At 63.5% G+C, this 14865-nt stretch carries 14 protein-coding genes; 13 read left to right on the top strand and 1 reads right to left on the bottom strand.

Annotated elements, in window-relative coordinates:
* Positions 1 to 37 precede the first annotated feature (37 nt).
* The gene (gene dnaJ / locus BL8807_RS09730; protein ID WP_072726002.1) at positions 38 to 1183 is read left to right on the top strand and encodes a molecular chaperone DnaJ; all 1146 of its coding nucleotides are present in this window, start codon (positions 38 to 40) and stop codon (positions 1181 to 1183) included.
* A gap of 228 nt (positions 1184 to 1411) precedes the next feature.
* On the opposite strand, the gene BL8807_RS09725 is transcribed toward dnaJ, so the two are convergent.
* Positions 1412 to 2200: a fructosamine kinase family protein gene (locus BL8807_RS09725; RefSeq protein ID WP_072726004.1), complete on the bottom strand. Its 789-nt coding sequence runs from the start codon at positions 2198 to 2200 to the stop codon at positions 1412 to 1414.
* 140 nt (positions 2201 to 2340) lie between these two features.
* Here BL8807_RS09725 and BL8807_RS09720 point away from each other — a divergent pair, with 140 nt between their 5' ends.
* From BL8807_RS09720 to BL8807_RS09665, 12 genes are all read left to right on the top strand, one after another.
* Positions 2341 to 3222: an undecaprenyl-diphosphate phosphatase gene (locus tag BL8807_RS09720; RefSeq protein ID WP_072726006.1), complete on the top strand. Its 882-nt coding sequence runs from the start codon at positions 2341 to 2343 to the stop codon at positions 3220 to 3222.
* Between the two features lie 177 nt (positions 3223 to 3399).
* On the top strand, positions 3400 to 4881 hold the full coding sequence (locus BL8807_RS09715; protein ID WP_072726008.1) for a DUF1846 domain-containing protein: 1482 nt from the start codon (positions 3400 to 3402) through the stop codon (positions 4879 to 4881).
* A 157-nt stretch (positions 4882 to 5038) separates the two neighbouring features.
* The gene (locus BL8807_RS09710) at positions 5039 to 5701 is read left to right on the top strand and encodes a response regulator transcription factor (RefSeq protein ID WP_072726010.1); all 663 of its coding nucleotides are present in this window, start codon (positions 5039 to 5041) and stop codon (positions 5699 to 5701) included.
* Between the two features lie 44 nt (positions 5702 to 5745).
* Positions 5746 to 6891: a sensor histidine kinase gene (locus BL8807_RS09705; RefSeq protein ID WP_143147990.1), complete on the top strand. Its 1146-nt coding sequence runs from the start codon at positions 5746 to 5748 to the stop codon at positions 6889 to 6891.
* 336 nt (positions 6892 to 7227) lie between these two features.
* Positions 7228 to 8028: a hypothetical protein gene (locus BL8807_RS09700; protein WP_226847331.1), complete on the top strand. Its 801-nt coding sequence runs from the start codon at positions 7228 to 7230 to the stop codon at positions 8026 to 8028.
* Between the two features lie 71 nt (positions 8029 to 8099).
* Positions 8100 to 9119, top strand: a complete 1020-nt coding sequence (locus BL8807_RS09695; protein ID WP_094725455.1) for a peptidoglycan-binding domain-containing protein — start codon at positions 8100 to 8102, stop codon at positions 9117 to 9119.
* Between the two features lie 10 nt (positions 9120 to 9129).
* Positions 9130 to 9774 carry an ABC transporter ATP-binding protein gene (locus BL8807_RS09690; RefSeq protein ID WP_083570225.1) on the top strand — a complete coding sequence of 215 codons (645 nt, stop codon included), beginning with the start codon at positions 9130 to 9132 and terminating at the stop codon, positions 9772 to 9774.
* Positions 9771 to 10862 (top strand): hypothetical protein, encoded by a 1092-nt coding sequence (locus BL8807_RS09685; protein WP_083570226.1) that lies wholly within the window; start codon positions 9771 to 9773, stop codon positions 10860 to 10862. Before BL8807_RS09690 ends, BL8807_RS09685 begins: the two co-directional genes overlap by 4 nt.
* 305 nt (positions 10863 to 11167) lie before the next feature.
* Positions 11168 to 11920, top strand: coding sequence for a hypothetical protein (locus tag BL8807_RS09680; protein WP_072726018.1), 753 nt, complete (start codon positions 11168 to 11170; stop codon positions 11918 to 11920).
* A 102-nt stretch (positions 11921 to 12022) separates the two neighbouring features.
* Positions 12023 to 13081 carry a peptidoglycan-binding protein gene (locus BL8807_RS09675; RefSeq protein ID WP_158217139.1) on the top strand — a complete coding sequence of 353 codons (1059 nt, stop codon included), beginning with the start codon at positions 12023 to 12025 and terminating at the stop codon, positions 13079 to 13081.
* Positions 13081 to 13716 (top strand): ATP-binding cassette domain-containing protein, encoded by a 636-nt coding sequence (locus BL8807_RS09670; RefSeq protein WP_072726022.1) that lies wholly within the window; start codon positions 13081 to 13083, stop codon positions 13714 to 13716. The genes BL8807_RS09675 and BL8807_RS09670 overlap by 1 nt, the downstream gene beginning before the upstream one ends.
* 3 nt (positions 13717 to 13719) lie before the next feature.
* Positions 13720 to 14781: a hypothetical protein gene (locus tag BL8807_RS09665; RefSeq protein ID WP_143147991.1), complete on the top strand. Its 1062-nt coding sequence runs from the start codon at positions 13720 to 13722 to the stop codon at positions 14779 to 14781.
* Positions 14782 to 14865 lie beyond the last annotated feature (84 nt).

Raw genomic sequence — 14865 nt, 5'->3', positions numbered from 1 at the left:
TTTACGGCACAACAGAACAAACAGAAGGACACGATCTGTGGCAGATTACTACGAGACGCTGGGCGTGGACCGCGCCGCGAGCGACGACGAGATCAAAAAGGCATATCGCAAGCTCAGCCGCAAATACCATCCCGACATCGCCGGTCCCGAATTCGAGGACAAGTTCAAAGAGGTGAACAACGCCTACGAGGTGCTGTCCGACCCCGACAAGCGGCGCATGTACGACCAGGGCGTCGACCCGAACAACCCCAACGCCGGCGGGTTCGGCGGATTCTCCAACATGGGGGATATGGGCGACATCTTCGGCCAGTTCTTCGGCGGGGCGTTCGGAGGAGGCGCGTCCGGCCCCGTTCCGCGCACCCAGCCCGGCCGCGACGCGCTGGCGAGCGCCAGCATCGACCTGAAGACGGCCGTGTTCGGCGGCACCGCGCATGTGAGGATCAACACCTTCTCCCTGTGCCAGGAATGCTCCGGCGCGGGCACGAGCAACGGCGCGCAGCCGACCACCTGCCCCGACTGCAACGGCCAGGGCTTCCGACAGAAGGTCGTGCGCACCATGCTCGGCCAGATGATGACCTCCGCCCCCTGCGAGCGCTGCGAGGGCCACGGCACCGTGATCAACAATCCCTGCCCGAGCTGCATGGGCCACGGCCGCGTGCGCACCACGCGCAACGTCGGCGTGACGGTGCCCGCGGGCATCAACGACAACTCCCGTCTGCGCCTGGCCAATCAGGGCGAAGTGGGTGAGGGCGGCGGCGCGGCCGGCGACCTGTACGTCGATGTGCGCATCCGCGCCGACAAGCAGTTCACGAGAGACGGCGACGACCTGCACTGCTGGATCCAGGTGCCGATGAGCTGGGCGGTGCTCGGCCATGACCTCACCATCGACACCTTCGACGGGCAGCAGACCATCTCCGTGCCCGCCGGATGCCAGCCCGAGGATACGGTCACGATCAAGGGCCTGGGTGTGACGCGCATGCGTCAGTCGGATGAGCGCGGCGATCTCGTGGCGCATGTGGCCGTGCAGGTGCCCACCAAGCTGTCCGATTCGGAACGCGCGCTGATGGAGCAGTTCGCCGCCAGCCACGACGCCGATGCCGCGCATGTGGCGCAATCCTCGCGTCCCTCCGTCACGGGATCCAAGAAGGGCTTCTTCTCCAAGCTCAAGGACGCCCTAAGCTGATTCCACCCACCCTGCACACATCAAACGTACTTCCCATTGATGATCTCAAGGTCCGCCGATAGACCCGTAACGGACCTTATTGCGAGTTTGGTGTGCCGGGGTTCTGAGCCTCGCTCAGTTAAAACGATTGATTCGCGAGTTTGGTGTGCGAAATCGGGCTCGTCGCGAGAACCCGACACACCAAACTCGCTTTCCTCTATTTTAAGGACGACCGAGCGCCGTGCCGCGTTATAGCAGGGAGCGGCACATGGCGCGGTATTCGCTCACGTAGCCGCCGCCGAAGAACACGCAGTGGCCGGCGATGGGGTAGAGCTGCCACAGGGTGGTGCGCTCCTGATAGCCGGCTTTGAGCGGATGCACGGACTGGTAGCCTTCGATGATCTGCGTCAGATAGCTCATGCCGAACAGATGCAGCATGGCGAGGTCCTCCTCGCGGTGGCCGCCGTGCGCGGCAGGGTCGATGAGCACGGCCTCGGTCTCGCCGGTATCGGCGGTCCACATCACGTTGCCGCTCCACAGGTCGCCGTGGATGCGGGCCGGTTTGTCGTCGGCGGCGCGCCCCATGATGTCCGGCAGCGCGTCGACCACACGCTGGGTGAGTTCCAGGTCTCCGCGGTCGAGCGTGCCGCGGCGGATGCCTATCTCGACCATGGGCAGCAGTCGTCCTTCGGCCAGATAACTGATCGGATCGGCCCATTCGCCGGTGTCCATCGGCACGGGATCCTGCAACGGGCCGAAATAGCACACGCCGTCGTACCCTTCGGGCGCGGAGCCGAAATACTCGGCGCCGGCGTCATGCATGCGGGCGAGCGCCGCGCCGAACGCGGTGGCTGCCTGCGCGGTGGGAGAGGTCGCCGCGATGCGTTCGATGTCGAGATGTCCGTCGCCCCAACCGTAGACCTCGGCCACACGGGGCCCTCCTCGCGCATGGGCCGCGCCCAGCCATTGCAGACCCTTGCCTTCGCATTCGAAGAACCCCGCCGGGGAAAACGCCCTGCTTTTGCGATATTTCACCATAAACGCTCCTTGCTTCCATCCGTAAAAACCGCTTTTATTGTGGGCATTGTGCAAGACAAGAAGTCCGGTGATTCCATTCTTAGACCCCCTTGAGTAGGCTGGGGTCGGCAAGAACATCATCGAGCACTTGAAGAGGGGCTATGAATTTCTTTCAGGCGATTATTCTGGGACTGGTGCAGGCGTTGACCGAATACCTGCCGGTCTCGTCGAGCGCGCATATCCGCATCATCGGCGATCTGATGATCGGCTCGGATCCGGGCGCCGCGTTCACCGCCATCATCCAGTTGGGCACCGAGCTGGCGGTGATCCTGTATTTCCGGCATGACATCATCCGTATTCTCACCCATTGGTTCGGCAGCCTGTTCGGCAAGGACGGCAAGGATTGGAAAAGCCGTCTGGGCGCGAAGGACCGCGACACGCAGATGGGCTGGTTCATCATCGTGGGCACGCTGCCGATTCTGGTGGCCGGCCTGCTGTTCAAGGATATGATCGAGACCTCGCTGCGCAACCTGTGGATCACGGTGACCGTGCTCGCCGTGTTCGGCGTGCTGCTGTGGGTGTTCGACGCGCGTTCCAAGCAGATCAAAACCATGAACCAGATGACCATGAAGGACGCGCTGCTGTTCGGCGTGGGCCAGATGCTCGCCCTGATTCCGGGCGTCTCGCGTTCCGGCGGCACCATCACCTTCGGCCGCGCGCTGGGATACACCCGTGAGGCCGCGGTGCGCGTGAGCTTCCTGATGGCCATTCCCGCCGTGTTCGGCGCGGGCATCCTTGAAACCGTCAGCGCCGTCAAGGACGTCGCCGCGGGCGAGGCCGGCATGTTCCCGGGCTGGGGCCCGACCATCGCCGCCGCCATCGTCGCCTTCATCGTGGGGTATATCGTGATCATCGGCTTCCTGAAGTTCGTGAGCACCTTCTCCTACAAGGCCTTCGCCATCTACCGCATCGGTCTGGCCGTGGTCGTGGCGCTGCTGCTCATCACAGGCGTGCTGCCCGCCATCGACCCCTCCGTGGCGTAGCGGATTCCGCCGGCGCCTTATACGCGAACGCCGCGTTCCCTCACCGATTCGTTTCGGCGGGAACGCGGCGTTTTCTTGAAGTGGAGGCGCGTCGGGCATGGACACGGCGATAGGTTTCGGTATACTCTGAGCCGATTCACGCACACATCCGTCCGCGAGCGAAAGGGGAGTCCGCATATGCGCCAGGGATTCGATAACGATAAGTACATCGAGCTGCAGGCCAAGCACATCCGCGAGCGGATCGAACAGTTCGGCGGCAAGCTCTACCTCGAGTTCGGCGGCAAGCTCTTCGACGACTACCATGCGAGCCGCGTGCTGCCCGGCTTCGCCCCCGACTCGAAGTTCCGCATGCTGGAGAGCATGACCGACGACGTGGAGATCGTCATCGCCATCAACGCGAACGACATCGAGAAAAGCAAGGTGCGCGGCGACCTGGGCATCACCTACGACGAGGATGTGCTGCGCCTGACGGACATCTTCCGCGGCTACGGATTCTATGTGGGATCCGTGGTGCTCACCCAGTACGCCGGACAGAGCGCGGCCGATGTGTTCCGCCGCCGCCTGGAGGAGTTGGGCATCACCTGCTACACGCACTATCCCATCAAGGGATATCCGCATGATATCGACCTGATCGTGTCCGACGAAGGCTATGGCAGGAACGACTACATCGCCACGACGCGGCCGCTTGTGGTGGTGACGGCCCCCGGCCCCGGTTCGGGCAAGCTCGCGACCTGCCTGTCGCAGCTCTACCATGAGCACCAGCGCGGCAGGACCGCCGGCTACGCCAAATTCGAGACCTTCCCCATCTGGAACCTGCCGCTGAACCATCCGGTCAACATCGCGTACGAGGCCGCCACGGTGGATCTCAGCGACGCGAACATCATCGACCCCTTCCATTTGGAGGCGTACGGCAAGACCACGGTGAACTACAACCGCGACGTCGAGGCGTTCCCGGTGCTGCGCGCCATGATGGAGAGGATCCAAGGGGAGAGCCCCTACCAGAGTCCCACCGACATGGGCGTGAACATGGCCGGATACGCCATCGTGGACGACGACGCCTGCCGCGAGGCCGCCAAAATGGAGATCGTGCGCCGCTACTTCCAGACCGCCGTGAACCTGAAGCGCACGGGTGTGGGCGGCGAGCAGGTCGACAAGCTCAAGCTGATCATGAAGAAAGCGGGCGTGGACAAGGATTTCTCGCCGGCCCGCTCCGCAGCCCTGCTCAAGGAGGAGACCACGGGCGCTCCGGCGGGCGCCATGATCCTGCCCGACGGCACCGTGGTGACGGGCAAGACGTCCACACGCCTGGGTGCCGCGAGCTCGCTGCTCATGAACGCCCTGAAGGCGGTCGCCGGCGTGGATATGGAGCTCGAGGTCATCTCGAACGACGCCATCGAGCCTATCAGCCGTTTGAAGACCCGCCAGCTGGGCAGCAAGAATCCGCGACTGCACTCCGACGAGACCCTGATCGCGCTGTCGATCACCAGCGCGACAAGCGAGGACGCGGCGCGCACCCTCGCCGCGCTTGAGCGGCTGCGCGGCTGCGACGCGTTCTTCTCGGTGATCATTTCGGCCATCGACGAGCAGATCTACCGCAAGCTGGGCATCAACGTGTGCTGCGAGCCCAAATACGAGCGCCACGCCCTGTACCACCGTTAAACGCGCGAACCACGCAGAACATATCCAACGCCATTCCTGGGCATATCGGAATAGGAATAGGCTTGCTCTTCCATCGGACGGCGACCGGTCGCGAGAAGTGACGGCGTCGCCGGACAGGTCCGGACAGGCCAGTGGTGTTGGCCCTATACTTGCGGGTATGGTTGAGCGAATTCGGGTGGCGGTGGCGGACGATGACGGCTGCGCGCTGATGGGGCTTATGGCGGTGCTGAGGCGGAGGCTGCCGCGGGTCACGCTCGCCTGGTCGGAGACGACGGGGCATGGGGCGGTTCGGCGTGCTTTGGATCCGATGAACGATGCCGATATTCTGCTTATGGATATGAGGATGGGTGATATGTCGGGTCTGATGGCCTGTCGTGCGATCCGGTCGCGCGACGGGAGTCTTCCGATATTGGCCGTCACGGCGTTTTCGCTGGCGTACTACGCGCGCCGTGCCGCCGAGGCGGGAGCTCAGGGCATCGTGGGAAAAAACGATTTCGATGGCATGGGCGCCGCGATCGGCGATATCCTCCATCACCAGGCGATGAGCGTTCGTTTGGACGCATCCGAGTCCGTCTCGTTCGATTCCGCGCGACGGGCGCATCTTCGGTTGGCGGGGGACATGGAGCCGACCGTCGTTGATCTTTCCGCGCGTGAGCGGGAGATCGTCGAACAGTACGCCCAGGCGAACAAGCCCGCCGTTATCGCGCGGAATCTCGGCATTTCGGCGGGGTCGGTCAAAACCTATCTCGATAGGGCGCAGAACCGTTTGGGATTGTCGTCTCGGGCGGATCTTGTGGAGTATTGGTGGCAGCGTTCATGACGGAGGGCCATATGGGGAATATCCCGAGGCGGCTTTTGCCTGATATGCGACGTTGGAGAGACCGCGGTCCGGGTTCGACCGCGGATTGGGTCATCGTCTGTCTGGCGATGGCAGTGCTGTGCTTGGCGATCGCCGATTGGGTGATCAATCCTCCCCGCACTTGGTTCGGTATGTTGTGTTCGCTGGGGTATTGCCTTGCCGTGGCGCTTTTGCCGTGTTGTGGATTCAAAGCGGCTTGGGCGGTCGTGGTTCTGGTGTCCGTCGGCAATCTCGGCGCGGGGCTCGACTCGTCCGGCCCAAACAGCACATGGGGACTGCTGCTGGCGATTGTGGCGTTGGGGCGGAACGCGCGGTATTGGGAGGGCGTGGTCGCGATCGCGTCCGTTGTCGCAACCGTGACCGTTGCGACGATTCGGTTCCCCGACGCTATGGGATTCAGCGTGCCCGATGGGATTGTGAACTTCGCCATCGGATTGTTCGCCACGTATTTGGTCGGGGTGGCGGTCCGACGGTCCGACGACAAACGGAAACGCGACGAGACGGAACGGCTGCTTGCCCGGACTCGTCGTGATATCGCTACGGCTTCATACTTCCACGATGCGGTTTCGGGAAGACTGACGCATATTCTCGTGGCGGCCGAAAAGGTCAGACGGGAACACCCCGACGAATACGATCGGATGGGATGGCGGGAAGTGGAGCGAGAGGCATCCGACGCCCTGCATGAGCTACACCGCGCAATCGACGCGATGAACCGCGAATCCTCATCCGTTGATGACGGGCTTTCCCTGCCATTGGCTGACGCCATCGAATCCGTCACTGCGGCATGCGACAAACGGCTCAAGGAGTTGGGATACACCGGCGATACACAGATCAGAGGAGTGTGTGCGGCCGTCCTTGACGAGCGTGCGGATGAGATCATCGCATTGTTGCGGGAGTTGTACATCAACATTGAGCGGCATTGCGAACCGTCCGGCACGACGTACCGCATGCGCATCGGCCTCCGGCCTGAGGCGGTGACCATCACGCAAAGCAACGATTGCCCGCGAGGGCCGTCTCGATGGGTTTCCCCTCCGGCGTCGGGCAGTGGTCTGAGGCTGCACCGCGCTCGGATCGAATCCTTCGGAGGTGAGATGCGAACGAATCGGGACGACGGGCAGTGGCACGTGTTCTGCAGAATGCCTCTGGCATAGATGCCCGATGGTTAACGACCGCAAAGCCACCAAAGAAATGTAGGGCAGAGGAAATTACTTTACGCATAAACGGGTTTCTCCTCTGAAGGCCCACTTTCTTAGGTGCCCACAGTATTGACCAATAACGGAATCATTAATGCCGTCCCCTAAACAGGGGACAAAGATGGCGGCGGCCTTGCCGAATTTGGACAATGAGTGAGGCTTTCAACTCCACAGTTGAACGCCGGCGACATCAGGAATGATACGCTACGGCACTGGTGCTGGTGCATTGTTCCGCCGTACAAACTATCTCGAAGAGGAGATGTATCATGGCCAAGAGTAGGAGTCTCATGACGCTTGCTGGCGAAGAAGCCGGCACGCATCCAAACGCGTAAGAGGATGATTATGTACAGGTCAAGGCGAAATCTGGTGAGTTGCTGGCTTGATATCCACAGTGTGCTGCGTCGTATGGCCGCGGTGGTGTGCGCTGTGGTGTTGTCGGTGGGGTTGTGTGGTTGCGCGGGGTCGTCTGATGGGGCGGATGGCGGTGGCGATTCCGGTGGTGCGAGGTTGGCGTCGTCGTTGCGTGCGTATGCGGCGCAGTTGTTGGAGGAGGATGATGGTTCGATGGGCGCGGAGCAGCGGGACATCTTGCAGCGGGCGGCTGAGAGCGGTGAGGTGTCCGTGTCGGATTACGAGGCGGCGTGGCAGCGGTATCAGACCTGCGTGGTCGACAAGGGGTACGACCGGCCGGAATTGGCGACCTACACCAACGGCATCCATCATACGATTGGGAGTACTTTGACAGAAGAGCAATCCACTGATCAGGCATACCTCGAGAAAATGGGTAGAGATGATGGTTCGTGCCGGGATACCTATGTGAGAGCGGTGAATGAGATATATATGGCCCAGGTCGGCAATCCGAACCTGTATGCCGATCATGACGAGGGTGCCGTGGATTGTCTGCGGCGTGGCGGTCTGGCACCGAAATCGTACACGGTTGAGGATTATCGCGAGGATCAGGATAAAGCGGCGCATAAAAGCGATGGGGAAGAGCTCGATACCGGCATCGACATGGATGATCCGGAGGTGATGGCCTGTATGGCCGCCAACGGGTACATGTTCATCGATCCGTCGGCCATTGGAGGCGCGTCGTGAGCCGGCGGAATCGTGGGGCTGGTTCCGCGGATCATCCCGTGGCGGGTCGTCGGGTTGGTTCGTGGACGTGGATGTTGGTCACGGTGGTGATTGCGGCGTGTGTGTCGGTGGGCGCGTGCGCGTTGTGGTTGCCGGATCGGGCGCCCGCGTTGTTGGATGCGCCCGCCGAGACGACGAGCGCTCCCGCGAGTGTGCAGGAGTATGCGGGCGGTCAGCAGGTGACGTTGGTGCCGTCGATGTCGCAGGCGCGCGACCTGTTGTCGAACACGTCGGGCCTGGTGACGGCGGACTGGTCGGCGCAGGGGCTTTCGTCCGGCCGTGGCGTGATGCGGGTGGGCGAGCGTTCCGTGGTGGCGTTGGCCACGGCCACGCCCCTGTACCGCGATCTGAGGACCGGCGACCGCGGGCAGGATGTGCTGGCGTTGAACAACGAGCTGAACCGTTTGGGATACAACAGCGCGCCGGAGTCCGACGTGTTCTCCTGGGCCACGTCCGACGGGTGGCGGCAGTTGATGGTCGACAACGGCAACGAGTCGGATGGGTCCCTGTCTTTGGCGGACACGTTGTGGATCCCGCAGGAATCCGTGGCGGTGGGGTCGTGGACGGCGGTCCAGGGCGCGCAGGTCACGGCCGGAACCGCCGTGGGCGTGGTGCCGGGCGCGATGACCCGGCTTTCGATCAAAGGCGGCCAGGCGTCCGAGCGGGACCGCGCGCTCACCGTGGCCGGCGTGAGCGTGACGCTGCCGGCCGGGGCGACCGAGATCACGGACGCGGGATTCCTCTCGCAGGTCGCGGCCGTTCCCGAAATCGCGTCGTTGGACGGGGATCAGTTGGCGGTCGGTCTTGATGGCACGCTGTCGTTGGCCGAGCCGGTCGAGGTGTTGCGCGTGCCGGCGGGCGCGGTGTTCGGCATCGCGGACGGAATCGGATGCGTCGCCCCCGCCGACGGCGATTCCGAAGGAGAGCCGGTGAGGGTGTCGATCATCGGCGGCGAGTTGGGTGTGAGCCTGGTCGTTCCTGAGGATATGGCTCCCGGCGACATCTCCAGCGTGCTGTTGGGCAGCCGGCTCGACGGCCTGACCTGCGGGTAGGGAGACGGGCATGGCTGAGGCTTGCGTGCGCGCCGTCGGTTTGGCGCACCGGTTCCTGGGCACCGACGTGCTGTTCGAACGGTTGGATGCCGCTTTCGTGCCCGGCGAGACGGTCGCCGTGTGCGGGCCGAGCGGTTCGGGCAAAAGCACACTGCTGTCGATTCTGGCGGGATGGGAGAAACCGTATGCGGGCCATGTGGAGCGGGAGAACATCGAACGCGTCGGCTGGGTGTTCCAGAACCCGTACGGGGTGGCCGAGCGCAGCGCGTTGGACCATGTCGTGTTCCCGCTGCTGGCCAAGGGCCTGACGCGCCGCGAGGCCGAGCCGCGGGCGTTGGAGACGATGGGCCTGTTCGACTTGGGGTACGCGGCCGGCCGCCGGTTCTCCGACCTGTCGGGCGGCGAGGCGCAACGGCTGATGCTGGCCCGTGCGGTGTGCTCACGGCCGGACCTGCTGTTGGTGGACGAGCCGACCGCGCAGTTGGACACGCGCACCGCGCATTCGGTCAGCCACGTGTTGGGACGGCTCGCCGGACAGGGCATGATCGTCGTGATCGCCACGCATGACCCGGACACGCGCGACGCCTGCGACCGGGTGATCGACTTGGCCGACTACGCGCCGGCGGACGCCGACGGAGGGGGCGAGCGGCTATGAGATTGCGTTCCATCATCTCGGAAAGCCTGCGTAACATCTCGTGCGGCGCCTCACGCGCGTTCGCGCTCATGCTCGCGGTGGCATTGGCGGGGGCTCTGCTGGGCGGGGCGGAAGCCGTGTCCGTGGTCGCGTTGGAGAACGAGGCCGTAACCCGCATCCGCGCCAACGCGGACGTCGCCACCATCGTCGGCGGTGTTGTCGACGGCGTGGCCTGCGAACGGCTGTCCGAGGCCGGGGGAGGGCCGTCGATATCCGGCGCGATGCGCGATGGATCCGAAGTCGAGTTTCTCGCCACGCCTGGCAAAACCCTGGGCTCCTACGAGGTGACCGGCGGCGTCATCGACCTGCTCGCCTCGGGAACCACCGGCATGCGATCCGACACGTCCGGCGCGTGGGTGTCCCGGGAAGTGGCGCAGGACTTCGGGCTGACGGTCGGCAGCCGGATCCAAACCGACCAAGGGGATATCTCCATCGCGGGAGTGTTCGACTGGCCCAACGACGGACGCGACACCCGTTTCGCCTACGCGCTCGTCATCCCCACCTCCGCGTCCGACGGCGACTATCAGGAATGCTGGGCCAAACAATGGCCGACAAGCGACGGACTGGACACGCTGCTGTACACCACGGCCGGCTCCGCCACCGCGTCCGACGGCACGCGGTCGCAGCCCGGCGTGACCCGGCTCAACAAAGGCTTCGACACGCATTACGACGCTCAAGCGACCTACCTAACGCGCATAACCCGGATCATGCCCTACCTCGCATTGGCGGTCGGCATGCTGATCGGCGTCGTGGCCGTGAGACGCCGACGGCTCGAATACGCCGGCGCTTTGCATTCGGGGCAATTCAAAGGCGCGCAACTGCTCGGCATGCTCACCGAAACCCTGATCTGGTGCGGGGCGGGCAACATATGCTCATGCGCGCTACTCACCGCCTACTGCGCGCGCGCCGTACCCGCCGACACCGCCACGGTGCTGATGGGATCCATACGCATGCCGCTGGCGTTGCTCGCCGGCACGGTCGCCGCCGTATTCGCCACCGGCCTGACCATCCGCGAATCCCAACTCTTCCGCCTCTTCAAACACCGGTGAATTACACCTACAAGTGTCTCCGATGAGGTATGGAAGCAGTCCGTCGTATTGGCCAATAACGGAACCATCACGCGCTGTCCCCTAAATGGGGGACAAAAATATCGGATGCCTTGCTAAATTAGGATGATAGAAAAGGTTTTCGATTCAACAGTCGAAGGCCAGTGTTGTCAGGGAGAGTGCGCCGCGGCACTGATACCGGTGTATTTATTCTGCCGCTACGAGCTATCTCGAAGAGAGACTACGGCAAGTCCAAGAGTCAAAATGAGATGAAAGATGGGATTGACTCCATGAAGAGAGGAGCGAATATGCACGGCATCATCGCACATACGCAACGCAGCGCGTATCGCACTGCGTTCAAAGGAAGCGCCGCCCTACTGGCGAGTCTGTGGATGGTCGCGGCGTTGTCCGGCTGCGGTGGCGGCGATGGTACCGCCAGTCCGGCAGGGGAGCAGACATTCGAGGAGGAGGTGGCTTCGGCGGAGCGGTATGGTCCGCTGGTCGATGATTGGAAAGCTGAGCTTGAATCGGGGGATTTGAGCGATTTCGAACGCGGGGTGTTGCAGCGGGCGGTCGAAACCGGCCGGATCTCGCAGGATGATTACGAGCAGGCCCAGGCGTTGTACGTGCGGTGCATGGAGACCAGCGGATACGACCATCTGGTGTTCGACAAGCTGCCCAACGGGTTGTATTCGTTGTCCGACGAGTCGCAGACCGATGACGGGTATTTCGACGCGGTGATGACATGCTCGCAGGGCACCACTTCCGTCATCGAGGCGGAATACCGCGACCAGCAGGACAATCCTGATCGATACAAGGACAGAGGAATCGTGGCGGTGCAGTGCCTGCGCGAGGCCGGAATCGTGGATGATTCCTATACCGCGGCCCAGTTCAACAGCGGTTTGGACCGTCTGTCATCGTCACGTTCCTCGGGATCGGGAGGAAATCCGTCGGCGGCGTTCGGCTTCCCCGTGGATTCGGATGACGAGCAGACGCTGTTCTGCATTTCGTTGGGCGGATTGAGTCTCGGCGGCGATTTCGGCTCCGACTCCGACGAATAGGGGGAATTCATGGTGGGGAAGAAAGAAGGACGGTCCGCAAAGTTCGGTGGGGATTCGCGGCTCCGGGTTCGGAATCGCCCGGCGTTTCTGGCGTTGTTATGCGTGGCGTGTCTGGTCGTCGGACTGGCGGTCGGTTATGCGCTGGTTCCGTCTCCCGTGCCGGACGCGCTTCGCGCGCCGTCTGATTCGGGGAGCGTGCCCGTTGTGGAGGAGTCGTTCGATGACGAGCGGACGGTCGTGGCCGTTCCCCAAGTGAATCAGGGACAGAGTCTTGCCTGGCAGGGCGGCGGCACGGTGACGTCGCTTTCCGTGGGCGATGGATCGACGATCGAATCGGGGTCGTCCCCGTTCGCGGTCGATGGAACGCCGGTGGTCGCCTTGTACACCGAGGTGCCCTTGTACCGCGATCTGCAGGCCGGCATGTCCGGCGGGGACGTCGGCGCGCTGCGTGACGAATTGGTCCGTCTGGGCTATGCCGCGCAGGTGGACGGCGCGTCGCACGACGTGTTCGATTCCTCGCTGTGGTGGGCGGTGGCCGCGTTGCAGGAGGCCCACGGGCTGGAACAGACCGGTGTGGTGTCGTTGCAGGGCGTGCTGTGGTTGCCGCGGCAGTCCGTGGTGTTGGAGGATTGCATGCTGGTCCGGGGCCAGGCCGCGCCGCAGGAGATCGGCGTGATGGCATCGTCCATCCAATCCATCGACGTCACCTTGCCGGACACGCTGGCGCAGGGGGAGCGTGTCATCACGATCGCGGGGGAGGAGACCGCTCTGCCTGAGGACGGTCGGATTGTGGACGAGGCGTTCCTCGACAAGGTCGAGGGGACTTCGCAGTTCGCCGTATGGCTGATGACGGACGAAGGGCAGCGTTCGGGTCTGGATGCGACCATACGACTCAAAGAGCCGATAACGGCGTTGAAGGTGCCCGCAGGTTCGGTGTTCTCGATTCTCGACGGGGTCGGTTGCGTCAGGCATGACGGCGAGGCGGTACCCGTCCGGCTGTACGGTTCGCAGAACGGATATGCGATGGTCGGACTATTGGACGGTTCCGATGCGTCCGGACTGCGGTCGGTGGATGTTTCCGACGGGAGCTCCGACATCACCTGTCCCGCGACGGTGGGGGAGACGGATGACAAGGGCGACGCCGCCGGGGAGGAAACCTGATGGCGGGCGGTGGCGAGGCGACCCGCGGAGTCGAGGTCGACGATCTGGGGCACCGGTTCGCGGGCTCGCCGTTCCTGTGGCGGCATGTGTCGTTCGCTGTGCGCGACGGCGAGATACTGGCGTTGTGCGGACGGTCGGGCTGCGGCAAATCGACGATGCTGTCGATTATCGCCGGTTGGGAGAATCCGACGGAGGGCGTGGTGCGCAGGGGAGAGCCGTGCCGGATCTCCTGGGTGTTCCAGAACCCGTATGGGGCGGCGTGGCGCACGGTGCTCGACATCGCGGCCTATCCGCTGCTCGCGGCCGGACACACGCGCTCATATGCCGAGGAGCAGGCCAGAAGCATATTGGATTCCTTCGGCCTGTCGGCGCTGGAGAACCGTCTGTTCCAGGAATTGTCGGGTGGTGAGGCGCAGCGGCTGATGCTGGTGCGAGCCATCAACGCGCAGCCAAACGTGTTGCTGGTGGACGAGCCGACCGCGCAGTTGGACACGCGTACGGCTGATTTGGTCAACTCCACGTTGTCGCAGCTCGCGCGCTCCGGAGCCGCGGTCATCATCGCCACACACGACCCGCGCACCCGCGAAGCATGCGACCGCGTCATCGACCTTGACCTGTACGCCAGATCGGAGTGAGCGATGAGGCTGAGAGAGATCATACGCGAGGCGTGGAGGGATATGACCTCCGGCATGGCCGGTGCCGTGCCGCTGGTGTTGCTGTCGTTTCTTCTGGTGTTGTGCTGCGCGGGATTGGATGTCTGGCAGATACTCGACGTGGAGAGTCAGGCGATCGAATACCGGGAGGCCAAAGGGAACGTCACGCTTATCAAGAACGAGGATGGCGTCGATGGGAGGGCCTGCGCGCAGCTGACGTCGCAAGACGGCATCGAGGCGTCCGGCGCGTTGCGTCAGGCCGGGGAGATGACCCTGAACGTGCTGCCCGACAATCGGTTCGTCATCTATGAGGTCACGGACGGTCTGCTCGACGTGGTGGACGCCGGCAACGACGACCATCAGGGGGTGTGGCTGCCGCGAGCGGTGGCCGAGAAGCTAGCGGTGTCGCAGGGCGCGGTGTTGGAGACGACGCAGGGTGAGATTCGGGTGGCCGGCGTGTACGACTGGGCCGAGGACGGGCGCGACTCCCGCATCGGCTATGCGGTGCTGATGCCGGTGGCGTCGTATGGTGCCTTCGACGAATGTTGGGCGTCGGTGTGGCCGTCCTCGGATATGACCGACACGCTGCGTCTGAGCGTGTTCTACAGCATGGACCCGTCGCATTCCCAGACCGGTCAGGTGAACTACACCTTGGGGGACACGATGGATGCGTATGGGATGTTCTCGTCCCGTCTGACCAGATTCGCCGTGCCCGCGGCCGGCGTGCTGATGGCGTTGGCCGCCGCCGCGTTCTGCCGAAGAAGGAAGCTGGAATTATCGGGCAATATGCATGCCGGTGCGGGCAAATCGGCCGTGGTGCTGCAGATGGTGGTGGAGCATCTGGTTCCCGTCCTGATCGGCTGGGCCAGCGCATACGCCGCGCTGTACGTCATGATCCGCCTGCAGGGCATGACAAGCGCTCCCGACGTGTTCATGATCGAACTCAAGGAAGGCCTATGGGTGCTCTTCGGCGCATGGGCCGGAACCATGGCCGCCGCGCTGACCATCCGGGAACGAGACCTGTTCACCCACTTCAAAACCCGCTAGCGGTCATGAATTCGCTTCAACCATCTTTCTCGCGTCCCTGTTGGCCACCAATACGGGCGGTTACCTTATCGTCCGGGCGGTCAG

It is taken from the genome of Bifidobacterium lemurum, from assembly GCF_014898175.1.
Lineage (GTDB): Bacteria > Actinomycetota > Actinomycetes > Actinomycetales > Bifidobacteriaceae > Bifidobacterium > Bifidobacterium lemurum.
This window is presented reverse-complemented; position numbering and strand designations above follow the sequence as displayed.

Bases quoted from the DNA above. Each gene is read 5' to 3' on its own strand.
- BL8807_RS09725 (WP_072726004.1), bottom strand. From the start codon at position 2,200: ATGGTGAAATATCGCAAAAGCAGGGCGTTTTCCCCGGCGGGGTTCTTC.
- BL8807_RS09720 (WP_072726006.1), top strand. From the start codon at position 2,341: ATGAATTTCTTTCAGGCGATTATTCTGGGACTGGTGCAGGCGTTGACC.
- BL8807_RS09715 (WP_072726008.1), top strand. From the start codon at position 3,400: ATGCGCCAGGGATTCGATAACGATAAGTACATCGAGCTGCAGGCCAAG.
- BL8807_RS09710 (WP_072726010.1), top strand. From the start codon at position 5,039: ATGGTTGAGCGAATTCGGGTGGCGGTGGCGGACGATGACGGCTGCGCG.
- BL8807_RS09705 (WP_143147990.1), top strand. From the start codon at position 5,746: ATGCGACGTTGGAGAGACCGCGGTCCGGGTTCGACCGCGGATTGGGTC.
- BL8807_RS09695 (WP_094725455.1), top strand. From the start codon at position 8,100: ATGTTGGTCACGGTGGTGATTGCGGCGTGTGTGTCGGTGGGCGCGTGC.
- BL8807_RS09690 (WP_083570225.1), top strand. From the start codon at position 9,130: ATGGCTGAGGCTTGCGTGCGCGCCGTCGGTTTGGCGCACCGGTTCCTG.
- BL8807_RS09685 (WP_083570226.1), top strand. From the start codon at position 9,771: ATGAGATTGCGTTCCATCATCTCGGAAAGCCTGCGTAACATCTCGTGC.
- BL8807_RS09680 (WP_072726018.1), top strand. From the start codon at position 11,168: ATGCACGGCATCATCGCACATACGCAACGCAGCGCGTATCGCACTGCG.
- BL8807_RS09670 (WP_072726022.1), top strand. From the start codon at position 13,081: ATGGCGGGCGGTGGCGAGGCGACCCGCGGAGTCGAGGTCGACGATCTG.
- BL8807_RS09665 (WP_143147991.1), top strand. From the start codon at position 13,720: ATGAGGCTGAGAGAGATCATACGCGAGGCGTGGAGGGATATGACCTCC.